A 22,774-nucleotide genomic window follows, 5' to 3' on the forward strand; every position below is an offset into this window, starting at 1 on the left:
TGACCACCATTCTATTCCGCCGCTTCCAGCTTGCCGGAAATCCGGCGGGACTGGCGCGACAGTTCATCATAGTCCCGCTGCCATTCGGTCGGACCGTTCGAGGGCGAAACCTGCACTGCGGTCACCTTATATTCGGGGCAATTGGTCGCCCAATCGGAATAATCCGTGGTGATGACATTCGCCTGCGTATCGGGGTGATGGAAGGTGGTATAGACCACGCCCGGCGCGACGCGGTCAGTGATCAACGCACGTAGCGTCGTGTCGCCGGAACGACTGGCCAGCTTGATCCAGTCTCCTTCCTTGATACCGCGCTGTTCGGCATCATGCGGGTGGATTTCGAGCCGGTCTTCTCCATGCCAGACGGTGTTTTCGGTGCGCCGCGTCTGCGCGCCGACATTATACTGCGACAGAATGCGTCCAGTGGTCAGCAGCAGCGGGAAGCGCGGGCCGGTGCGCTCGTCCGTCGCCACATATTCGGTGCGGATAAACTTACCCTTGCCGCGCACGAAGCCATCGACATGCATGATCGGCGAACCTTCCGGGTGCTTTTCATTGCACGGCCATTGCACCGAGCCTTTTTCCTCCAGCATCTCATAGGAAACACCGGCAAAGCTGGGCGTGGTCGCGGCAATTTCTGCCATGATCTCGGACGGATGGCTGTAATTCCAGCCTAGCCCCATCGCCTCAGCCATTTTCTGGGTCACTTCCCAGTCGCTATAGCCATTCTTGGGGCTCATCACCTTGCGCACCCGGTTGATGCGCCGCTCGGCATTGGTAAACGTACCGTCCTTTTCCAGAAAGGTCGAACCCGGCAGGAAGACATGCGCGTAATTGGCGGTTTCATTCAAAAACAGATCGTGGACAACAACGCATTCCATCGCCGCCAAGCCTGCCGAAACATGTTTGGTATCCGGGTCGGATTGCAAGATATCCTCACCCTGGACGTAAAGCCCCTTGAACGTGCCTTCCACCGCCGCATCCAGCATATTGGGAATACGCAGGCCCGGCTCGTTGTTCAGCGTCACACCCCAGAGTTTCTCGAAGGTCTCGCGGGTGGCATCGTCGGAAATATGCCGATAGCCCGGCAGCTCATGGGGGAAAGACCCCATATCGCAGGAGCCCTGCACATTGTTCTGCCCACGCAGCGGGTTTACCCCGACACCCGGACGGCCGATATTGCCGGTCGCCATGGCCAGATTGGCAATCGCCATGACAGTGGTCGAGCCCTGGCTATGCTCTGTTACGCCCAACCCGTAATAGATCGCCCCATTGCCGCCGGTGGCATAAAGCCTGGCCGCCCCGCGCAGATCAGCAGCAGGTACGCCTGTAAACGCCTCAGTTGCTTCCGGGCTATGCTGAGGATCGGCCACAAAAGCCGCCCAATCCTCAAATTCTGACCAGTCGCAGCGCTCGCGGATAAAGGCCTCGTTGGCCAGACCTTCGGTGACAATCACATGCGCCAGCGCCGTCAGCACGGCAACATTGGTGCCGGGCTTCAGCGGCAGATGGAAAGCTGCCTCAACATGCGGCGTCTTGACCAGATCGATACGGCGCGGATCGATAACGATCAGCTTCGCGCCCTTGCGCAACCGCTTTTTCAGCCGCGACCCGAACACCGGATGGCCATCGGTCGGATTGGCACCGATCACGAGCACCACATCGGAATGCTCGACACTGTCAAAATCCTGCGTACCCGCCGACGTCCCGAAGGCTTGGCCAAGACCATAACCGGTCGGTGAATGACAGACGCGGGCGCAGGTATCGACATTGTTATTGCCAAAGCCAGCCCGGATCAGCTTCTGCACCAGATAGGTTTCTTCATTGGTGCAGCGCGAGGAGGTAATGCCGCCGATGGAATCGCGGCCATATTGATATTGCAACCGCTTGAACTCGGAGGCCACATGCGCGAAGGCCTCCTCCCAGGTCACTTCCCGCCACGGATCGGTAATTTTCTCCCGCACCATCGGATTGAGGATGCGATCCTTGTGGCTGGCATAGCCATAGGCAAACCGGCCCTTGACGCAGGAATGGCCGCGATTGGCCTTGCCGTCTTTCCACGGCACCATGCGCACCAGTTCTTCGCCGCGCATTTCCGCTTTGAAGGAACAGCCAACGCCGCAATAGGCGCAGGTCGTCACCAGCGAATGCTCCGGCTGACCAATAGCGATGACGGATTTTTCCGTCAGCGTCGCGGTTGGACAGGCCTGCACGCAGGCCCCGCAGGAAACGCATTCCGATTCCAGAAACGCCTCATGGGCGCCCGGCGACACCCGGCTGTCAAAGCCACGCCCCTCAATGGTCAGCGCAAACGTACCCTGCACTTCCTCGCAGGCCCGCACACACCGCGAACAGACGATGCATTTGGAGGGATCATAGGTAAAATAGGGATTGCTTTCGTCCTTCGGCATGTAGCGGGCATTCAACCCTTCACCAGCCCGGGTCTTGACGTGGTTGTCACCCTCATAGCCGTAGCGAACATCGCGCAGGCCCACGGCCCCTGCCATGTCCTGCAATTCGCAATCGCCATTGGCTGCACAGGTCAGACAGTCCAGGGGATGGTCGGAGATATAAAGCTCCATCACCCCCTTGCGGATAGCTTTAAGCCGCTCCGTCTGGGTGTGAACGACGATACCGGGCGCGCAGGGCGTGGTGCAGGAGGCCGGGGTACCATTGCGGCCCTCGACCTCCACCAGACAGAGCCGACAGGAACCAAAGGCATCCACCATATCGGTAGCGCACAGCTTCGGCACCTGAATGCCCGCCTCCATTGAGGCCCGCATGATCGACGTGCCTGCCGCCACCGTCACCTCACGGCCATCAATGGTCAGCGTCACAGTTTCGGTGGAAAGCGAAGCCGGGGTACCATAGTCAATTTCATGGATCAGAGACATGGTCTTTACTCCGCCGCTTCAACCAGGGGGGCAGGCGCAAAATCCTGCGGGAAATGGGTCATCGCACTCATGACAGGATAGGGCGTAAAGCCGCCAAGCGCGCAAAGCGATCCAAATTTCATGGTGTTGCAGAGATCTTCCAGCAGCACCTTGTTCTTTTCGGGCTCAATGCCCTTTGCAATCCGGTCCACGGTTTCGACGCCGCGTGTCGAGCCAATCCGACAGGGCGTACACTTGCCGCAGCTTTCGACCGCGCAGAATTCCATGGCAAACCGCGCCTGTTTCAGCATATCGGCGCTGTCATCGAAGACAACGATCCCGGCATGACCGATCAAGCCGCCGGCCGCAGTAAAGGCTTCATAGTCGAACACCGTACCGAACAGCGAGGGCGGGAAATAGGCACCCAGCGGCCCGCCCACCTGCACCGCCTTCACCGGACGGTCCGTGAGGGTGCCGCCACCGATATCGTTGATGATCTCGCCCAACGTTAGACCGAAGGCCGTCTCGTAAAGGCCACCGTGTTTGACATTGCCAGCAATCTGGATCGGGATGGTGCCATGCGACCGGCCAACGCCGTAGTCGCGGTAGAACTGCGCGCCGCGGTCCATGATGACAGGAACGGAGGCCAGCGACATGACGTTGTTGACAACGGTTGGCTTACCGAACAGCCCCTCCAGCGCCGGAAGCGGCGGCTTGGCCCGCACCACACCGCGCTTGCCTTCCAGGCTGTTGAGCAGCGAGGTTTCCTCACCACAGACATAGGCGCCGGCCCCTTCCCGGACCTCCATATCGAAAGCGTAAGCAGAGCCTAACACGGAAGCTCCGAGAATACCCTGCTTGCGGGCGATCTCGATGGCTTCACGCATCACGACGATGGCATGCGGATATTCCGAGCGGGTATAGACATAGCCCTTGGTGGCACCGACAGCGATCCCGGCAATCACCATGCCTTCGATCAGCACGAAGGGATCGCCCTCCATAATCATCCGGTCGGCAAAGGTGCCGCTATCGCCCTCATCGGCATTGCAAACGATGTATTTCTGGTCCGCTTTGGCGTCCGCCACGGTTTTCCATTTGATGCCGGTAGGAAAGCCCGCCCCGCCGCGACCGCGAAGGCCGCTTTCGGTCACCTGGGCGACAATGTCGGCGGGCGGCATGGAAATCGCCTTTGAGAGGCCGGTCAGGCCCTTGTAATGCCGATAATCTTCCAGCGACAGCGGATCGGTAATGCCGCAGCGGGAAAAGGTCAGCCGCGTCTGGTTCTTCAGGAAAGGAATATCGCTGGTCAGGCCGTGACAGAGCGGATGGGCAGCCCCGGTCAAAAACCCGGCATCGAACAGGCCCGCGACATCGGAAGGCTTGACCGGACCATAGGCGATCCGACCGCGGTCCGTGCGCACTTCGACCAGGGTTTCCAGCCAAAGCATGCCCCGCGACCCATTGCGAATGATCGTCACATCGACATGGCGTGCCGCAGCCTCCCGCTTGATAGTGGCGGCAACCTTATCAGCCCCGACCGCCAGAGCAGCGGCATCCCGGGGAACGAAAACGGTAATGCTCATCGGCCCGTTCATCGACGGGCCTCCATCAGCAGTTCGTCAAGACAGTTCTCATCCAAACGGCCATGCAATTCCCCGTCCAGCATGGCGGCGGGCGCGCAAGCACAGAGACCAAGACAGAAGACCGGCTCCAGCGTCACCGCGCCATCAGCGGTGGTTTCATGCCAGTCGATGCCGAGCCGGGCCTTGATCGTTTCGCCAAGAGGCTCGCCACCCAGGGATTGGCAAGCCTCGGCCCGACAGAGTTTCAGGACATGGCGACCAGAGGGATGATCACGAAAATCATGGTAGAAACTGACAACCCCATGGACTTCAGCCCGCGACAGGTTCAAGGCACGGGCAATCACAGGTTTGGCGGCATCAGGTACACACCCGAATTCGCGTTGAATTTCATGCAGGATCGGTAAAAGGGGGCCTTCGAGATGCTTGAGGCCATCGATGATCGCCTCCACCCTGGCCATATCGGCTTCCGCCGCCACATGCATATTCATCGCTTCCTCCTCAACGGCCAGCAACGACGGCATGCATCGCGCGGCAAGACGGTACACTCACCCGTTTTGCGAGAATGAATCCAGCCCGTCACTCAGGTCAATACCGCTGTATCGTTACGCGATAGAAAAAACCTATCAAAGACTTGTGCGGCTGCGAGGCGGCGAGCCTCATGCAATAACGCCGAAACCAGCGGCGTATAGGGTTCACGATGGGTTGCTACCAGCCCGACAAGATGCTGGGCCTGCGGCTCGACAATCGGCACCATGCGAATTTCCTCTGGAAAACCGAAGGATTCCGCAACGTTACGCGGCATGATCGACGACCATTGCCCGGTCCGGATATGAGAAAACAACACGATCATCGAGTTGGATTCCAGTGTCGGTCGAGGCACCACTCCCGCCTCGGTGAAATGCTGATTAATGATGCGCCGGTTCTGCATATCGGCCGTCAATAGGCAAAGCCGAAGATCAGAAACCTCTCGCCAGGTCACACTTTCCCGGTCGGCCAGCGGCGTGCCGGTCGCCGCAATCAAGTGATAACGCTCGGCATAGAGCGGGACAGACGTCACCCGGCCAAGCGGTTCATTGTCGAGATAGGTAATACCCGCGTCGATCTCGAGATTTTCCAAAAGGCTAAGGACCTGGAGAGAATTGCGCGACACCACCTGGAACGTCACAGCCGGATGATGCGCCTGAAATGGTTCCGTCAGCCTCTGCACCATCGCCAGCGCCGTCGGGATCACCGCCAGGCGAATATGTCCAGCCAGACCGTTGCGCGCCGCCCGCATTTCCTCGCGCATGGTGCGCGCATCGCCGACAATCCGTCGCGCCCATTCCAGCACCCTTTGTCCCTCGGGCGTCAGGCCTTGAAACCGGGACCCGCGTTGCACCAGGATGACACCCAGTTGATCTTCAAGCTGGCGGATCGCCGCTGACAGCGTGGGCTGGGAAATGCCGCATTCTTCCGCAGCACGACCGAAATGCTGGGCGCGGGCAAGAGCGATGAAAAATTCCAGCTTGTCGATCATCGCTGCACCGCCTGTCGCCCGAGCCTTGAATCATCGGAAAGGCCGAAGCACGTCCTTTGTCGGCAGTCCCATGCGCATCAATCACGCAGGTCGAATGTCGTATCCTCGCCCGCCGGTGAACAATACATCTGGTACAGCACCGATACCAGTTCCTTCACCGCCGGATTGGTGATCGAATAATAAATCTGGCGCCCGGACCGGCGGCTTTCCACCAGATTGTCCATCCGCAACCGTGCCAGTTGCTGTGAAACAATGGCCTGCTGCAACTGCAGAAGCACTTCCAGCTCGCCAACCGTCTTTTCCCCTTCGCTGAGAATACACAGAATCAACAGCCGGTTTTCATGGGACAGGGCCTTCAGAAGAGCAGCGGCGCCTGCTGCTTTCTGCATGAAGTTGGCCAATTGGCTCGCCGGCGTTTCGGCGTCTGTTGAAGAAGCGATCATAGGTTCCATCGAATGACAATGTCTACGGACTGCTGAACACCGGATGAAGGGAAGCGGATCAGCGACGGACAAAAACTGCTCAACATGGCACAGACAGCGCGAGATCCTTCAGCATCCTTGCGCTCTTTGCCAAGGCAATCCGCTCTGTTTCATCAAGATCAGGCACAAGATCCATCAGAATTCCGCTCGAGCCAATCACCCGTGGCACGGACGCAGCAACATTCGTGACCCCTGCCAGCTCCGCTGTGACGCTGGAAACGGAAAGCACATCACGCTGATCGCTGGCAATCGCTTTGACGATCCGTGCCAGACCGGCACCGATGCCGTAATAGGTGGCACCTTTTCCCTTGATAATCTTGTCGGCGGCATGGCGCACACCGGCGTCGATCTCGCTGCGAACCGTGTCTGTCACCGGCTTGCCCGCCTGCTTGGCAAAAGACATCAATGGCACGGCGCCAACCATTGCATTCGACCAGGCCAACACTTCGCTATCGCCATGCTCGCCCAGAACATAGGCATGGACGGATTGCGGCGAAATCTCCAGATATCGCCCGAGCAGGCTGCGAAACCGTGCGGTATCGAGTATGGTGCCGGAGCCGATCACTCTTTGTGGCGCAAGGCCCGACAACCGGGTCGCGATATCGGTCATGATATCGACAGGATTGGAAGCGATCAGCAAAATTGCATTCGGTGCTGCTGCGAGAACCTGGTCGACGACCTGGCGGAATACTTCCGCATTGCGGCCAAGCAATTCGAGCCGAGTTTCACCCGGTTTCTGGCTGACACCCGCCGAGATGATAACCACGCCCGTTCCAACGAAATCATCATATTTTCCGGCCCGCACCAGGGTTGCAGAAACGAATGGCACGGCGTGGGATATGTCCTCGGCCTGGGCTTGGGCCAGATCCGTATTATAATCAACCAGCACGATTTCCGAGGCGATGCCAAGCATTGTTAATGCATAGGCCGATGCACTGCCCACCATGCCCGCTCCCACTATGCCGACCTTCATGTCCCCACTCCTGACCGCGAAACTACCCGCGTTACTGACCCCGTATTCACGCCACATCGTGCATCTCCGCATGGCGATCTGCTTCGAAATTTCTTCAATCCCAGAGGGTCCAAAGACACTGTTATGGACTATAACATAATTTCAAAACGGCCAAAAATGTACGATATGCGATGCCAGACGTCGTTATGTTTTCCCCATACCACCATGCTTATGAAGGTCTGCTGCGATCGTCACCTGCACCGCTTTACTTCACGTCTAAATCAATTGAGAAGAGTATTACTTCTGAGTAAGCGCGGACAGTGACGTTACGTGAGGCGAGTGTCAACCGCGGCATCCGGCCATTTTTGTGATAGAATGACCCCTTCGGACATAAAAAATAATGGTAGCGCAATCATTTGGGATAGGAAGGTCGTCGGCCTGCTTTCGAGAGCATTGGCACCATTAAGAACTAGCAATTACGCTGTGCAGCGAGCGCTAAAGAGAAGCTGGAAAACAACGCTCAAACACCAGTACCCAAAACACAGGCTCGCCTTGCCCAACACTGTATGGCGCAAAGTGAAGCTTTCGATGTGTTTTATTTTAATCTGAATACGGGAAGAGTACACATTGAAACCGTACGACCGAAAGCATTTTCAAAATCATCGGCTGCTTCCGCATATTTTCCCAAATTCAACCGGCTTGAACGAAAAAATTATGCAGTAAACTTAAAAGATTACAGTATTTTAAGGGTGTTTGATGAAATCGAGCACGCTTTAGAAGTTATCACAAAAAAAGCGGCCACGAGGGCCGCCTTGAAAACCGAAAATGAAGAAGCCGTCAATCAGGCTGGAACCAGGACGCCGTTAAGATGCGTCATTGCGTTCAAGAACTGCTCCAGCTTGGTCCGGTGTTCGTGATTTTCCGTATCGTCCAGCTCAGCTTTGGCCAATTCGATCCGCTTCATCAGCGTATCGCGGCTCAATTCATCGACCGGTACGGCACTTTCCGCCAGCAGAGTCAGTCTTTCCGGTGTGATATCAGCAAAGCCACCAAAAATGACATATTTGCCGGTTTTTCCGGAAGCAAACTTCACCGTTACGACACCTGGCTTGATCACCGTCATCGTCGGCGCATGGTGGGCCATGACGGTCATCTCACCTTCGGTCGCCGGAATGACAACCTCGCTTACCTTTTCCGAGATCAGCAACCGCTCGGGGGAAACGAATTCGAAATTGAAATTGTCAGCCATGGCTTTTTACTTTCTAACGCTGGAAACTGAACGCACGGTCATAAACCGTGCGTTCTTCGATCCATGGATCAGGCAGCAACAGCTGCCAACTTCTTTGCCTTTTCGATGGCTTCGTCCATTGAGCCGACCATGTAGAAGGCGGCTTCCGGCATATGGTCGTAGTCGCCATTGACCAGTCCCTTGAAGCCCTTGATCGTGTCTTCCAGCGACACCAGTTTGCCTGGCGAACCGGTGAAGATTTCGGCAACGTGGAACGGCTGCGACAGGAAGCGCTCGATCTTACGGGCGCGGGCAACCGCAATCTTGTCGTCTTCGGACAGTTCGTCCATCCCAAGGATGGCGATGATGTCCTGGAGCGACTTGTAGCGCTGCAGGGTCGACTGAACCTTACGGGCCACTTCGTAATGTTCTTCACCGACAACCATCGGGTCGAGCATGCGCGAGGTGGAGTCGAGCGGGTCAACAGCCGGGTAAATACCCTTTTCAGCGATCGAGCGGTTCAGAACCGTCGTTGCATCCAAGTGGGCAAACGACGTTGCCGGAGCCGGGTCGGTCAAGTCGTCGGCGGGAACGTAAATGGCCTGAACAGAGGTAATCGAGCCCTTGTTCGTGGTGGTGATGCGTTCCTGAAGAGCACCCATGTCGGTTGCCAGTGTTGGCTGATAACCAACCGCCGAAGGAATACGACCCAGAAGAGCCGACACTTCAGACCCAGCCTGCGTGAAGCGGAAGATGTTGTCCACGAAGAACAGAACGTCCTGGCCCTTGTCGCGGAAGTCTTCAGCGATGGTCAGACCGGTCAAGGCTACGCGCGCACGCGCACCTGGAGGCTCGTTCATCTGGCCGTAAACGAGGGCGCACTTGGAACCAGCAGCAGAGCCACCGTTTTCATGCGGGTCGACGTTCACCTTGGATTCGATCATTTCATGGTACAGGTCATTGCCTTCGCGGGTACGTTCACCCACGCCAGCAAACACCGAGTAGCCGCCGTGTGCCTTAGCAACGTTGTTGATCAATTCCATGATCAAAACGGTCTTGCCAACGCCCGCGCCGCCGAACAGGCCGATCTTACCGCCCTTGGCGTAAGGAGCGAGAAGGTCAACAACCTTGATGCCGGTCACCAAAATCTGAGATTCAGTCGATTGCTCAACATACTCAGGAGCAGGCTGGTGAATCGCGCGACGAGCAGTCGTCGTCACCGGCCCAAGTTCGTCGACCGGTTCCCCGATGACGTTCAGAATACGTCCGAGCGTTTCGTCACCGACAGGCACGGAGATCGGAGCGCCGGTATCGGAAACCGGTTGACCACGTACCAGACCTTCGGTCGAGTCCATGGCAATGGTCCGCACTACATTTTCACCGAGATGCTGCGCCACTTCCAGAATCAGACGATGGCCGCCGTTTTCTGTTTCCAACGCATTCAGGATCGGCGGCAAGACGCCGTCGAATTTCACATCGACGACGGCGCCGATGACCTGGGTCACCTTGCCCGCTGCGGGAGATGTCTGGGTCGCTGCCCTAGCCATATTCATACCCTCTTTTGTTCAAGCTCAGAGCGCTTCGGCGCCTGCAATGATTTCGATGAGTTCGGTGGTGATCTTGGCCTGCCGCTGGCGATTGTAACTCAGCGTCAACTTGTTGATCATCTCACCGGCGTTGCGCGTGGCATTGTCCATAGCGCTCATTTTAGCGCCCATTTCACCGGCGGCATTTTCAAGAAGCGCACGGAAAATCTGCACCGCAATGTTGCGCGGGATCAGGTCGGACAAGATCGAAGCCGCATCCGGTTCGTAATCATAGATCGCGGCAGCGCTGCTGGAAGCTGCCGGAGCATCGCCAACAGCCGCTGGAATCAACTGACGGGCTGTCGGGATCTGGCTTATAACCGACTTGAACTCCGAATAGAACAAGGTGCAGACGTCGAATTCGCCCTTGTCGAACATGGAGATCACCTTGCGGGCAACCGTATCCGCATTTTCAAACGCAACGCGCTTGACCTCGCGAAACTCTGTCCGCTCGACGATCAATGCACCGAATTCCCGACGTAGACTGTCATAGCCCTTCTTGCCGACGCAATAGATCTTCACGGTCTTGCCCGCTGCCAGCAAGCTGCGCACATGATCACGCGCAAAGCGCGAGATCTGTGAATTGAAACCGCCGCAAAGACCACGCTCGGCCGTGCAGACGACGAGCAGATGCACGTCGTCCTTGCCGGTGCCTGTCATCAACGTGGACACGCCGTCATCGCTGCCAACCGCCTGAGCGATATTGGCGAGAACAGCGCCCATGCGCTGCGAATACGGCCGGGCGGCCTCGGCCGCCTCCTGCGCACGACGCAACTTAGCCGCAGCGACCATTTTCATCGCTTTGGTAATTTTCTGCGTCGCCTTGACGGAGGCGATCCGGTTTTTCAGATCCTTTAGTGAAGGCATCCGTTAATCCGTCCTTGGCTCGAGTCCGATTTAGGCGAAAGACTTTGCGAACGTATCGAGAGCAGCCTTGAGCTTGCCCTTGACGTCATCGCTGATAGCCTTCTCCGTGCGGATTGCATCGAGGATGTCCTTGCCTTCTGTCCGGAGATAGGAAAGCACGCCATGCTCAAATCGACCGACATCACTGACGGCAAGCTTATCGAGATATCCGTTGACACCCGCGAAAATCACAACAACCTGCTCTTCCACCTTCAACGGGGAGAACTGCGGCTGCTTCAGAAGTTCGGTAAGGCGCGCACCACGGTTCAGCAAGCGCTGCGTGGCAGCATCAAGGTCGGAACCGAACTGGGCGAAGGCGGCCATTTCACGATACTGGGCAAGCTCACCCTTGATCGAGCCAGCAACCTGCTTCATGGCCTTGATCTGAGCGGCAGAACCAACACGCGAAACCGACAAACCAACGTTCACAGCCGGACGAATGCCTTGATAGAACAGGTCGGTTTCAAGGAAGATCTGGCCGTCAGTGATCGAGATCACGTTGGTCGGAATGAAGGCCGACACGTCGTTGCCCTGGGTTTCAATCACCGGCAGAGCGGTGAGCGAACCAGCGCCACGCTCGTCGGAGAGCTTGGCAGCACGCTCAAGCAGACGCGAATGCAGATAGAAAACGTCACCAGGATAAGCTTCGCGGCCCGGAGGACGACGCAGCAACAGCGACATCTGACGGTAAGCAACAGCCTGCTTGGACAAGTCGTCGTAAGCGATCAGGGCGTGCTGGCCCTTATCGCGGAAATATTCGCCCATCGTGCAGCCAGCGAACGGAGCCAGATACTGCATAGGAGCAGGATCAGAAGCGGTTGCCGCGATGATGATGGAGTATTTCAGAGCGCCACGCTCTTCCAGAACTTTAACGAACTGGGCGACGGTGGAGCGCTTCTGGCCGATAGCCACGTAAACGCAGAACATCTTGTCATCGCCACCGGCATCATGTGCAGGCTTCTGATTGAGGAAGGTGTCGAGAATGATGGCGGTCTTGCCGGTCTGACGGTCGCCAATGACCAACTCGCGCTGGCCGCGGCCAACCGGAATCAGAGCATCGATGGCCTTGATGCCTGTCGACATCGGCTCATGAACGCCCTTGCGCGGAATAATGCCAGGAGCCTTGACGTCAACGCGCGAACGGATTGCCGAGTTGATGGGACCTTTGCCGTCAATCGGATTGCCGAGAGCGTCAACAACTCGACCCAGCAGCTCAGGACCAACAGGAACTTCAACGATGGCGCCGGTCCGCTTAACGGTGTCGCCTTCCTTGATATCGCGGTCGGAGCCGAAGATAACCACGCCGACATTGTCGGATTCGAGGTTCAGCGCCATACCCCGGATACCACCGGGAAACTCGACCATTTCACCGGCCTGAACATTGTCCAGACCGTAGACGCGGGCAATACCGTCACCGACGGACAGAACCTGGCCGACTTCGGAAACTTCAGCGTCCTGGCCAAAGTTCTTGATTTGATTTTTCAGAATTGCGGAAATTTCCGCGGCGCGGATATCCATCAGCCAACCTCTTTCAGTGCAAGCTTAAGGGTGGAAAGTTTGGTGCGAAGAGACGTGTCTATCTGACGGGAGCCGATCTTGACGATCAGACCACCCAGGAGAGACGGGTCGACAGTCACGAACATCGTAACGGTCTTTCCGGTCGCGCTCTTCAGCGCCTCCTTCAGTTCGGTTTCCTGCGCCGGGGTCAGCGCATGAGCAGAGGTCACATCAGCAGCCAGTTCGCCACGGTGGCGCGCCGCGATCATGCGGAAGGCTGCGATCATGCCGGGAACGGCAAACAGGCGACGATTGGCTGTAACGAGCTTCAGGAAATTGCCGACGAGGCCGCCAATTTCAGCCTTATCACACAACGCTGCGATGGCAGCAGCCTGCTGCTCGCTGGTGAAGGCCGGGCTGGTCACCAGCCGCTGCAGATCAACGCTCTCGTCGATCATCGCCTGGAAACGATTGAGATCGCCAGCCACCGCATCCACAGAACCCGCCTCGCGCGCCAGCTCGAAAAGCGACGACGCATAGCGCTCTGCAACTGCGGAAACCGGCTGACCGGACATAGGCTGGGATGTGTCTGCCACGGGCACAAAATTCCCTGAATGTTACTCAAAACTGTCGCATGCGCCGGCTGGCGCAACACCAGTTTGATATCGTTTAAGTTTTCCCCCGGACTTCACAAGCAGTGCAGCTTGTATCGTCCAAATTTGCGGTCCGTCTAGCATACGATCCCCGGACTCGCAACACGGGTATTAACGGAATAAACGAGGAGGGCAACCCGCTTTTGACGATTTTGTGATCTTCACCGTCAAATTAATGAGGCGGATTGCGCGAAATCGCGTCACACTAGGCCAAAGACGTAGATGAAAGGCAAAATGCCTAAAACAGTAACGGCAATTATAAGTAGAAAATTGCGCCAGGTCGCTCCGCGAGCTCCCCCATGGTCCGACAGGATCGACAAAATCAAACCAAACAGCCCGACCCCCAGAGTGATCCCATAGGCCAGATAGAGCATTGGCTGGGCCAGCATCACGGCGCTTGCGCCAAGGCCGGTCATCATGCCGCCACCCAGACGTAGCGCGGCCAACCCTTCCCGGCGGCCCTCCCACCCGCTCAAGCCGAGCCCCCGAAGGGTGATGCCCGGGGCAAACATAATGAACAGGCCCAGAAGGGCAAAGAGCGCGGCGCTGGCAAAGGCCAGTTGCTCGCCGGTTTCGGTCGGAAAATAGAATTCCATGGCAGCCTCTGGTGGTCCTCTGTGATCGTCCCTGTCTCAGGCCTTGATGCGGCGCAAAGCAGGAGGATGAATCGTATTTGCGCTCTTATGCCACAGGCAAATCCAGGCGCAATATCTGGCTGTCGTCACCTCAAGCGCTGAATGCCCTTTATACGAGGGATTATTGGAAATCACTCGTCGTATTCCCCGGCATCAAAGAAAGCTCTGCGGATCGACATCCACTTGCACCTGGATGGAGCGACGCTCTTTCGGGCCATTGCTCAGCATCGCAGCGACAAAAGCCTGCATGTCGCTGGCTTTGCGGCCATGAATGAGCAATCGGAAACGATGGCGGCCACGGATCAGCGCCAGCGGTGCCTCGGCAGGCCCCAGAATGGCGATGCCGCCGACAGCAGGGGCGGCCTGGCGCAATTGCCGGGCATGGGTTTCGGCATCCGCCCTGTTGTCCGCCGACACGATGATCGAGACAAGCCGCCCGTAAGGCGGCAGCACCGCCCGCTCCCGCTCGGTAATTTCCCGCTCGTAAAAGGCATCGGCATCGCCGGAAACAATGGCTTGCATCACCGGATGCTGCGGCTGATAGGTCTGCAAAAGGCCATGACTCTTCAAACCGGTACGCCCCGCCCGACCCGTCACCTGACTGAGCAATTGGAAGGTTCGCTCAGCGGCGCGTGGATCACCATTGGCAAGACCGATATCGGCATCGACAATGCCGACAAGCGTCATCAGCGGGAAATTATGCCCCTTGGCCACCAATTGCGTGCCGATGACGATATCCGCCTCGCCCTTGGCAATGGCTTCCAGTTCCAGCCTGAGCCGTTTGACGCCGCCGAGATCCGACGACAAGACCAGCGTGCGAGCGTCTGGGAAGTGCCGCTCCACCTCCTCGGCAATCCGCTCCACGCCCGGCCCGCAGGCAACGAGATGGTCCAGCGTCCCGCATTCGGGGCAGGCATTGGGCGTCGGCTCGGCATAACCGCATTGATGGCATTGAATCTGGCCGCGAAACCGGTGTTCCACCAGCCAACTGGAACATTGCGGGCATTGGAAACGATGGCCACAGACCCGGCACAGCGTCAGCGGCGCATAGCCCCGCCGATTGAGAAACAATAACGCCTGTTGCTGCTTTTCCACCGTCTTGCCGATGGCCCGCAGCATGAGAGGTGAAAGAAACCCGCCCCGTTCCGGCGGATGGCGGCGCATATCGACAAGATGCAGATCCGGCATCGCCGCATCGGCAAAACGGGTCGGCAGGTGAATGCGCTTGTAGCGACCGCTATAACTGTTGACCTGACTTTCAACGGACGGCGTGGCCGAGACCAGCACGGCAGGAATGCTGGCAATCCGCGCCCGCACCACCGCCATGTCCCTGGCATTGTAGAACACCCTGTCTTCCTGCTTGAAGGCCGGATCATGCTCTTCATCGACAATGATCAGCCCCAGATCGGCAAAGGGCAGAAAAAGCGCCGAGCGCGCACCGGCAACCACCCGGATGTCGCCTGTCGCCGTTTGGCGCCAGACTTTTTCCCGCGTCCGGGTGGCAAGGTCGGAATGCCATTCGCCGGGCTTGGCACCAAAACGGTCCTGAAACCGCTCCAGAAAAGCGGTGGTCAGAGCGATTTCCGGTAGAAGGATCAGCACCTGGCGGCCCTGGCGCAGGGTTTCGGCAATCGCCTCGAAATAGACTTCCGTCTTGCCGGACCCTGTGACGCCATCGATCAGCGCCACCGAAAACCCGCCATCGCGAACACTCTCCACCAGCACCTCAGCTGCGCCCAGCTGCGGACCGGAGAGACGATGGGCGGCGTAATCCGGGTCCGGCAGCGCCACCAAGGGTGGAGGCGGTAGAAATACGGTTTCGAACAGGCCGAGCTTTGCCATGCCGTCAACAACCGAGGTCGAGACCCCTGCCGCATGCGCAAGCCCGCTCTTGGTCCAGGAAAGCCCGTCCTCGGCCAATTCCAGCACTTTCCTGCGGGCCGGGGTCAGTTTTTCCGGGGCATGACCGCTGTAGCGCAAGCCTTCGATCATCGGGTCCGGATCGAAAGCGGCAGGCGCACGCAAGGCCATGCGAGCCACCAATCCGGGCGGAGAAAGAGTATAGGCCGCCACCCAGTCGATGAACCGGCGCATGCCCACGTCCAGCGGAGGGCAATCGAACAGCTTTTCGATGCTGCGCAGTTTGGCGGGATCGACCTTGGCCCCATCATCGTCGCCATCCCAGACAACGCCGACCACTTTGCGCGGCCCAAGCGGCACTTGCACGATGGCGCCCGGCGTCAGCATCATCTCATCGGGAACGGCGTAACTGTAAGGCCCCGGTGCCGGCAAGGGCACCAGGACGGGGACGGCGCGGCGGGCAGGACCGGCCTTGGCGCGCGGACCAAACAGATCTGACGATTCGGTGCTCATTGCGCCGGACCATGCCCCCGAACAGAACAAAATGGAACCGGAAATTTACGCCGTGATCGCCCGCACCCGACACTGGGATGGATGCGGGCAGTAGGGTGCTCACCCCACCCGCCGCAAGCCGGTCGGCTGCTGGGAACCGGTGGCTCCATGGGAGGGATGAAGATTAAACCGCCGAACCAGATCAAGCAGAACCGTTGCCTCGGAGGCCAGCGCCGCACTCGCTGCATTGGTTTCCTCGACCATGGCGGCATTTTTCTGGGTGACCTGGTCCATCTGGTTGACGGCGGTGTTGACTTCGGACAGCCCGACAGACTGTTCGCGCGCGGAGAGAGCAATGGCATCCATATGCCGGTTGATCGTCACGATATAATCCACAATGGTCTTTAGTGATTCGCCGGTATTGCGCACCAGTTCCACGCCTCTGTCCACTTCGACCGTCGAATTGCGGATCAGTTCCTTGATTTCGCGGGCCGCCTGGGCAGAGCGCTGGGCAAGCTCACGGACTTCCTGAGCGACAACGGCAAAACCCTTGCCAGCCTCGCCCGCGCGCGCCGCTTCCACGCCAGCGTTCAGCGCCAGAAGATTGGTCTGGAAAGCAATCTCATCGATCACCCCGATAATATTGGCGATCTGGTTGGACGATTGTTCGATGCGCTGCATGGCATTGACCGCATCCGCCACAACACGGCCCGAGCTGGTCGCACTGCTATTGGCCTCGACGGCGACTGTTCTTGCTTCTTCGGCACGCTTGGAAGAATTGCCGACATTGGCGGTGATCTGGTCCAGGGCTGCGGCCGTCTCTTCCAGCGATGCAGCCTGCTGTTCCGTGCGCTTGGACAGTTCATCGGAACTGCCGCTGATTTCCAGTGAACCGTTGTCAATCGATTGCGAGGCCTGGGTCACGGCGATCATTGCCTCGCGCAACTGGGTGATGGCCGCGTTGAAATCGGCCCGCAGGCTTTCGAATTCCGGCGCGAAGGGCTGGTCCAGCCGGAACGTCAGATCGGCATTGGCAAGATGCTTGAGGCCATCGGCGAGGCCGGACGTGGCCTGGGCCATCGCTTCGGCCCGCAACCTGTCGACTTCTGCGGTGCGGCGACGTTCGGTTTCCGTCGTCAGGCGGCTGGCGGTCGCATCCTGCTCCAGTTGGCGGTTAGCGACTGCATTGTCACGGAACACGCCGACCGCATCGGCCATAGCACCGATTTCATCGGCCCTGCCCGCGCCAGGAATGGTGATATCCGTCTCGCCACCGGCAAGTTGGCCCATGCTGGCCGTCATGGCCCGGATGGGCTTGGCAATGCTGAGCGCCACGAACCACATGGCGCCGATACCGCCGGCCGCAATGATCAGGGCGACGATAGCCTGGAAGATGATATCGCTGCCGCCACGCTGGTTCAGCGCCTGGTCCAGGCTGATTGCCTCGGCCATCGCCACCGGCCTGGGCACGGACACGATCACCGACCATGGTGTCTTGGTACGCCCAATGGCGATTGGGGAAAATGCCTGAAACTGATCGGCATCGGCAAGAACGTCGGCCTTGCCACCCTGGATCATCGGTAGAAGGCCGGAGAGCGCCGGTGTCGTCTTGTCAAAACGCTGCCCGATTGTGTCGGGATGCTCGCTATCGGCGACCACCAACCCCTTGTAACTCACGATCTTAACGCCTGCCTTGCCGCCATAGATTGAAGCGCGCACATCCTCTGCCAGCTTCTGCACGAAGCCGAGATCGAAATCGGCCCCGGCGACACCGCGAAACTTGCCATCAATCATGATTGGCACAGACATAGTGGCAAGAAACACGTTCTTGCCCTGAACGATATAAGGCAATGGATCGAGAATGCTCTCGCCCCCGCCCTGCTGCGGACCGATATACCAGCCGCCCTTCATCACTCCGTTCGGATGCAATTCCGCACTGTCATATTCGACAAGCGGTTGAATGGCGATCTTGCCCACCGCATCCCGGGTCCAATAGGGCAGGAAGCGCCCCGTCGCATCGGACCCCAGATCGCGGCGGTCGCGGAACTGGCCGTCATTGCCATCAAGTGCGTTCGGTTCCCAGGCGCTATAGGTGCCGTTGAAACGTGGGTTATCCTTGAGCAGGTTCAGCAACATGGCGTTAAGCTGCCCGCGCCTCAGTTCCACCGCCGTACCATTGACCTTGTCGCCCGCAGCAACCTCAAAACTACGTGCCAGGTTCCGTGCGGCATCGAAAGCGCCATCCAGCGATGACCGGATGATGCCCGACTGGGTGGAGGCGAGCGTGGACAGGGCTTCCCGGGTTTTGGCTTCGGTGAGCTTGGTGACGTTATCGCCGACAAAATCTCTTGTCTGCCCGGCGGAGACAATGCCATAGCCGACCAGGCCAGCCGTGGCAGACAGGACGCAAAGACCTGCAAGCACGGCAATTTTCATTTGTATGGACTTAAACTGCATGTTGGTTTCTTTCGCCAGCCGAGATCTTCCCGCAAGATCTTCAGATTGGCTGATATTTAGATATTTCGACTATTAATATATTCAAAATATCCCCTCAATATCGAGGGTATAAAACCAAAGTATAGAGCCGATTTTGACGATTGTTAAACCAACATAAACTAAGAGTATATTTAATATTTTCAATGCACGCCTTGGCATGTGTCGCATCAGTCCAGTGACCTGGGCGCGTCGGTTAATCTTTCCCTAATGGCTCTCCGGCAGGATGGCTTTGGTGTGTGATTCCTGGGCTGTTTAAGACCAAGACAGACACATTGTATGAGACTATCAATCACGAAGGCCCTGCCGTGACAGAACTGCTGTTGATTGCCGCCCCCGACCTGATGGCGGAACGCCAGAACTGGCTTGCGAGCCTGTCTGGACAAAGGCGGCTCGCCGATCACACGTTGACCGCCTATGAACGCGATACCCGTCAGTTTCTGGGATTTCTGACCGGTTATTTCGGCGGTCCTCCGTCAATCGATGACATCAAGGCGTTACGGCCTTCCGACCTGCGCGCATTTTTGTCGTCACGCCGCAAGGAAGGTGCTGGCGCTCGCTCGCTCGGTCGTCATCTTGCCGGTGTCCGGTCGCTCTTGCGCTATCTGGAGCGCAAAGGCCTAGTCAATGCCGCCGGTGCCGGTGCCATCCGCTCACCCAAGCAGCCGAAATCGCTGCCGAAGCCGCTCAGTGCCGCCCAGGCTTTGACGGTGGTGGCCGCGGAAACACAATTGAACGAGGAGCCTTGGATCGCGGCGCGGGACGCCGCGGTTTTTGCTTTGCTCTATGGCTGCGGCCTGCGCATTTCCGAGGCGCTGGACCTGACACCCGCCGATATCGTCGCCACGACGACAACCCTGCGGGTGACCGGCAAGGGCAACAAGACCCGGCTCGTGCCGCTCTTGCCCATTGTGCGGCAAGCGGTTGAATCCTATCAAAGCCTCTGCCCCTATCACCTCCCAGCCGGAGAGCCGCTGTTTCGCGGCGCGCGCGGCGGGAAATTGCAGCAAGGCATCATCCAGCGGGAAATGCAGCGCTTGCGCTCGGCACTCGGCCTGCCGGATACCGCAACGCCACATGCATTGCGCCATTCCTTTGCCACGCATCTGCTGAGCGGTGGCGGCGACCTGCGCACCATTCAGGAATTGCTTGGCCATGCCAGCCTTTCCACCACCCAGATCTATACCGGCGTGGATTCGGCACGGCTGTTGGATGTGTATGACCGGGCGCATCCCCGCGCGTGATACCAAATGTTTAATTTTGGAAAATAGGGTTCGGTAAAAGGGAACCGGCGGTGCCAGACAGACACGCCCAGATGGACCTTAGAAAGCAGGCAGGATGTTTAAAGCCAAGAATATGTCAGCGATAAACACAAGCGTTTCCCGCTGGGCTGACCCACGCTGGACTGACCGTGCCTTGGCCATCATCATGGCCTTGCCACTGCTGTTCCTGACGTTGCTGATTGCGGCTATCGTGTCATCGAGCTTTGCCAGGGCCGAGGACCTTTCCTGCACCGGACGCGATCTCCTGCCGGATTTGCAGCAAAAGGACCCGAAAGCCTATCAAGCGCTGGAGGCCGAAGCGGCCAAGGTCCCGAATGGCCATGCGATTTTCTGGAAGATCGAAAAGCCAGGCATTGCCCCGTCCTTCCTGCTTGGCACCATGCATGTTACCGACCCGCGCGTGCTGACAATGCCGAAAGGCGCACCGGACGCCGCAGCGGCAGCCGATACCATTATCGTTGAATCCGATGAGGTCCTCGACGACAAGAAAGCCGCCCTCGCGCTTCTGGCAAAGCCGGAATTGTCGATGTTTACCGATGGCACGACGATTACCAGCCGCCTGACACCTGAGCAGACGGCAACGCTCGAAGCCGGACTGAAAGAACGAGGTCTGTCGCTCACCGCCGTCAACAGGATGAAGCCCTGGATTCTCGCGGCTTTCGTCGCACTTCCGGCCTGCGAAAAGGCCCGCAAAGCCGAAGGACAGTCCTTCCTCGACAAGCAGATTGCCGAAAATGCCGCCAAGGCTGGCAAGCGGGTGGTCGGATTGGAAACCTATGCTGAACAATTGGCTGCGATGAACGACCTGCCGATGGCTTTTCACTTACAATCGCTGATCGAGGCCGTCGAGCTTGGTGACAAGATCAATGACGTCAATGAAACCATGATCTCCCTTTATTTGAAGGGCGAGGTCGGGGAAATCATGCCTATGCTGAAAATAGTGTCCCCGAATGGTGAAACAGATAAGGCAGGTGGCCAAGCTGATTTCGATCAGGGGATCGTGATCGACCGCAACAAAGTCATGGCACAGCGCGCTGGTCCGCTTATCAGTCAAGGCAAGGTCTTCATGGCTGTCGGCGCCTTACATCTGCCGGGCGAAAAAGGTCTGGTCGAATTGCTGCGCGCTCAGGGCTTCACCCTGACAGCCCTGCAATAAAAGAAATGAGAAAAGCCGTGGCTTGAACATCAAGCCACGGCCTCAAGATTGCAAAACGATGATAACTGCGAGTTCTCACTTCTTTTAGAGCATCGGATTTATGCGAGAACCGGTTCTTAACTTTCGATCCGATGCCCTAAAAAAGAGCGCAGATCACATGTGAATCGGCTTGGCGAAGGTGGCCAATGCTGCTTCCTTCACGGCTTCCGACATGGTGGGATGCGCATGGCAGGTGCGGCCAAGATCTTCCGAAGAGCCGCCGAATTCCATCAGCACAGCCGCTTCATGAATCATTTCACCAGCCCCAAGGCCGATAATGTGAACGCCGAGGACACGGTCGGTCTCCTTATCAGCGAGAACCTTGACGAAACCGTCCGTCGCCAGCATGGCGCGAGCGCGGCCATTGGCGGTGAATGGGAACTTGCCGACCTTGTAGGCGACGCCTGCGGCCTTCAGCTCTTCTTCCGTCTTGCCGACAGAGGCAACTTCCGGCTGGGTGTAAACCACGCCCGGAATGACATCGTAATTCACGTGGCCATGCTGGCCGGAGAGGATTTCCGCAAGTGCGACACCTTCATCTTCAGCCTTATGCGCCAGCATTGGACCCTTGACCACGTCACCAATGGCGTAAATGCCAGCGACATTCGTCTTGAAGTGATTGTCGATTTCGACGCGGCCACGGTTGTCGAGGGCAACACCAACGTCTTCCAGCCCAAGGCCTGTGGTGTAAGGCTTGCGGCCCGTGGCGATCAGCACGACATCGGCGTCCAGCACGGTGGCTTCGCCGCCCTTGGCAGGTTCGAACGTCACCTTGGCACCGGTACCGGTCTTTTCAACAGCGGTTACCTTAGCGCCGAGGTTGAATTCCATGCCCTGCTTGACCAGCATGCGCTGGAACTGCTTGGAGACTTCGCCGTCCATGCCGCCGAGAATAGTGTCGAGATATTCGACCACCGTGACCTTGGCACCCAGACGCGCCCAGACCGAGCCAAGCTCAAGGCCAATCACGCCGCCGCCAACCACGATCATCTTGCCCGGCACCTTGTCGAGTGCAATGCCGCCGGTGGAAGAGACAATGATCTTTTCGTCGATATCAACGGCAACGCCGGGAATGCCAGCCACATCCGAGCCGGTGGCGATGACGATGTTCTTGGTGTCCAGAATCTGTTCTTCACCCTTATCATTGGTGACGGAGACCTTGCCGGCAGCCACGATCTTGCCGGTGCCGATGACACCGTCGATCTTGTTCTTCTTGAACAGGAAGGACACGCCTTCGACATTGGATTTCACGGTCGCATCCTTGTGCGCCATCATCTTCGGCAGGTTCAGCACCGGCGCGCTGACATCCACACCGAGCTCAGCCATGCCATGGGCGGCATGGTGGAACATTTCGGACGCATGCAGCAGGGCTTTCGATGGAATGCAGCCGATATTGAGGCAGGTGCCGCCATAGGTGGCACGCTTCTCGACAACAGCCACCTTCATTCCAAGCTGGGCAGCCTTGATCGCGCAGACATAACCGCCGGGGCCGCTACCGATGACAACAAGATCATATGCCATTCAATCATTCCTTCACATCAAA

General features: G+C 58.0%; 17 protein-coding genes. 2 read left to right on the plus strand and 15 right to left on the minus strand.

Annotation, left to right across the window (positions count from 1 at the left end):
• Window positions 1-11: 11 nt before the first annotated feature.
• The 14 genes from fdhF to AVCG78_RS14570 all read right to left on the minus strand — a co-directional run bounded on the left by fdhF (window position 12) and on the right by AVCG78_RS14570 (window position 18,717).
• Complete coding sequence (gene fdhF / locus AVCG78_RS14505; RefSeq protein ID WP_071202948.1) at window positions 12-2,891, minus strand: formate dehydrogenase subunit alpha; 2,880 nt, start codon at window positions 2,889-2,891, stop codon at window positions 12-14.
• A 5-nt stretch (window positions 2,892-2,896) separates the two neighbouring features.
• Window positions 2,897-4,453, minus strand: coding sequence for a formate dehydrogenase beta subunit (locus AVCG78_RS14510; protein WP_071203276.1), 1,557 nt, complete (start codon window positions 4,451-4,453; stop codon window positions 2,897-2,899).
• Between the two features lie 8 nt (window positions 4,454-4,461).
• Entirely contained in the window at window positions 4,462-4,941 is a 480-nt protein-coding gene (locus AVCG78_RS14515; RefSeq protein ID WP_071203277.1) for a formate dehydrogenase subunit gamma, read from the minus strand.
• A gap of 92 nt (window positions 4,942-5,033) precedes the next feature.
• A complete protein-coding gene (locus AVCG78_RS14520) occupies window positions 5,034-5,969 on the minus strand; it encodes a LysR family transcriptional regulator (protein ID WP_071202950.1) in 936 nt (311 codons plus the stop codon).
• 77 nt (window positions 5,970-6,046) lie between these two features.
• Window positions 6,047-6,358, minus strand: a complete 312-nt coding sequence (locus tag AVCG78_RS14525) for an ArsR/SmtB family transcription factor (protein ID WP_139191336.1) — start codon at window positions 6,356-6,358, stop codon at window positions 6,047-6,049.
• Between the two features lie 133 nt (window positions 6,359-6,491).
• A complete protein-coding gene (locus AVCG78_RS14530; protein WP_071202954.1) occupies window positions 6,492-7,424 on the minus strand; it encodes an L-lactate dehydrogenase in 933 nt (310 codons plus the stop codon).
• A gap of 820 nt (window positions 7,425-8,244) precedes the next feature.
• On the minus strand, window positions 8,245-8,652 hold the full coding sequence (locus AVCG78_RS14535) for a F0F1 ATP synthase subunit epsilon (protein WP_015917380.1): 408 nt from the start codon (window positions 8,650-8,652) through the stop codon (window positions 8,245-8,247).
• Window positions 8,653-8,720: 68 nt separating this feature from the next.
• Window positions 8,721-10,178 carry a F0F1 ATP synthase subunit beta gene (atpD, locus tag AVCG78_RS14540; protein WP_015917381.1) on the minus strand — a complete coding sequence of 486 codons (1,458 nt, stop codon included), beginning with the start codon at window positions 10,176-10,178 and terminating at the stop codon, window positions 8,721-8,723.
• 24 nt (window positions 10,179-10,202) lie between these two features.
• Window positions 10,203-11,084 (minus strand): F0F1 ATP synthase subunit gamma, encoded by an 882-nt coding sequence (locus tag AVCG78_RS14545; protein WP_015917382.1) that lies wholly within the window; start codon window positions 11,082-11,084, stop codon window positions 10,203-10,205.
• A 30-nt stretch (window positions 11,085-11,114) separates the two neighbouring features.
• Window positions 11,115-12,641 (minus strand): F0F1 ATP synthase subunit alpha, encoded by a 1,527-nt coding sequence (atpA, locus tag AVCG78_RS14550; protein ID WP_015917383.1) that lies wholly within the window; start codon window positions 12,639-12,641, stop codon window positions 11,115-11,117.
• A complete protein-coding gene (locus AVCG78_RS14555; protein ID WP_081355237.1) occupies window positions 12,641-13,222 on the minus strand; it encodes a F0F1 ATP synthase subunit delta in 582 nt (193 codons plus the stop codon). The genes atpA and AVCG78_RS14555 overlap by 1 nt, the downstream gene beginning before the upstream one ends.
• 251 nt (window positions 13,223-13,473) lie before the next feature.
• A complete protein-coding gene (locus AVCG78_RS14560) occupies window positions 13,474-13,869 on the minus strand; it encodes an AGROH133_08824 family phage infection protein (RefSeq protein ID WP_070164324.1) in 396 nt (131 codons plus the stop codon).
• A gap of 192 nt (window positions 13,870-14,061) precedes the next feature.
• Complete coding sequence (locus AVCG78_RS14565) at window positions 14,062-16,281, minus strand: primosomal protein N' (protein ID WP_071202959.1); 2,220 nt, start codon at window positions 16,279-16,281, stop codon at window positions 14,062-14,064.
• 99 nt (window positions 16,282-16,380) lie between these two features.
• Entirely contained in the window at window positions 16,381-18,717 is a 2,337-nt protein-coding gene (locus AVCG78_RS14570; protein WP_156612369.1) for a methyl-accepting chemotaxis protein, read from the minus strand.
• 344 nt (window positions 18,718-19,061) lie between these two features.
• Between AVCG78_RS14570 and AVCG78_RS14575 the strand changes: the two genes are divergently transcribed.
• Both AVCG78_RS14575 and AVCG78_RS14580 read left to right on the plus strand, forming a co-directional pair.
• Complete coding sequence (locus AVCG78_RS14575; RefSeq protein WP_071205398.1) at window positions 19,062-19,997, plus strand: tyrosine recombinase XerC; 936 nt, start codon at window positions 19,062-19,064, stop codon at window positions 19,995-19,997.
• A 112-nt stretch (window positions 19,998-20,109) separates the two neighbouring features.
• Window positions 20,110-21,192 carry a TraB/GumN family protein gene (locus AVCG78_RS14580; RefSeq protein WP_071205397.1) on the plus strand — a complete coding sequence of 361 codons (1,083 nt, stop codon included), beginning with the start codon at window positions 20,110-20,112 and terminating at the stop codon, window positions 21,190-21,192.
• 153 nt (window positions 21,193-21,345) lie between these two features.
• On the opposite strand, the gene lpdA is transcribed toward AVCG78_RS14580, so the two are convergent.
• Complete coding sequence (gene lpdA, locus AVCG78_RS14585) at window positions 21,346-22,752, minus strand: dihydrolipoyl dehydrogenase (protein WP_071202963.1); 1,407 nt, start codon at window positions 22,750-22,752, stop codon at window positions 21,346-21,348.
• Between the last annotated feature and the right edge of the window lie 22 nt (window positions 22,753-22,774).

It is taken from the genome of Gillisella vitis, assembly GCF_021559775.1.
Taxonomy (GTDB): Bacteria; Pseudomonadota; Alphaproteobacteria; order Rhizobiales; family Rhizobiaceae; genus Allorhizobium; species Allorhizobium ampelinum.

Bases quoted from the DNA above. Each gene is read 5' to 3' on its own strand.
- fdhF (WP_071202948.1), bottom strand. From the start codon at position 2,891: ATGTCTCTGATCCATGAAATTGACTATGGTACCCCGGCTTCGCTTTCC.
- AVCG78_RS14510 (WP_071203276.1), bottom strand. From the start codon at position 4,453: ATGAGCATTACCGTTTTCGTTCCCCGGGATGCCGCTGCTCTGGCGGTC.
- AVCG78_RS14515 (WP_071203277.1), bottom strand. From the start codon at position 4,941: ATGAATATGCATGTGGCGGCGGAAGCCGATATGGCCAGGGTGGAGGCG.
- AVCG78_RS14520 (WP_071202950.1), bottom strand. From the start codon at position 5,969: ATGATCGACAAGCTGGAATTTTTCATCGCTCTTGCCCGCGCCCAGCAT.
- AVCG78_RS14525 (WP_139191336.1), bottom strand. From the start codon at position 6,358: ATGCAGAAAGCAGCAGGCGCCGCTGCTCTTCTGAAGGCCCTGTCCCAT.
- AVCG78_RS14530 (WP_071202954.1), bottom strand. From the start codon at position 7,424: ATGAAGGTCGGCATAGTGGGAGCGGGCATGGTGGGCAGTGCATCGGCC.
- AVCG78_RS14535 (WP_015917380.1), bottom strand. From the start codon at position 8,652: ATGGCTGACAATTTCAATTTCGAATTCGTTTCCCCCGAGCGGTTGCTG.
- atpD (WP_015917381.1), bottom strand. From the start codon at position 10,178: ATGGCTAGGGCAGCGACCCAGACATCTCCCGCAGCGGGCAAGGTGACC.
- AVCG78_RS14545 (WP_015917382.1), bottom strand. From the start codon at position 11,084: ATGCCTTCACTAAAGGATCTGAAAAACCGGATCGCCTCCGTCAAGGCG.
- atpA (WP_015917383.1), bottom strand. From the start codon at position 12,641: ATGGATATCCGCGCCGCGGAAATTTCCGCAATTCTGAAAAATCAAATC.
- AVCG78_RS14560 (WP_070164324.1), bottom strand. From the start codon at position 13,869: ATGGAATTCTATTTTCCGACCGAAACCGGCGAGCAACTGGCCTTTGCC.
- AVCG78_RS14565 (WP_071202959.1), bottom strand. From the start codon at position 16,281: ATGAGCACCGAATCGTCAGATCTGTTTGGTCCGCGCGCCAAGGCCGGT.
- AVCG78_RS14570 (WP_156612369.1), bottom strand. From the start codon at position 18,717: ATGCAGTTTAAGTCCATACAAATGAAAATTGCCGTGCTTGCAGGTCTT.
- AVCG78_RS14580 (WP_071205397.1), top strand. From the start codon at position 20,110: ATGTCAGCGATAAACACAAGCGTTTCCCGCTGGGCTGACCCACGCTGG.
- lpdA (WP_071202963.1), bottom strand. From the start codon at position 22,752: ATGGCATATGATCTTGTTGTCATCGGTAGCGGCCCCGGCGGTTATGTC.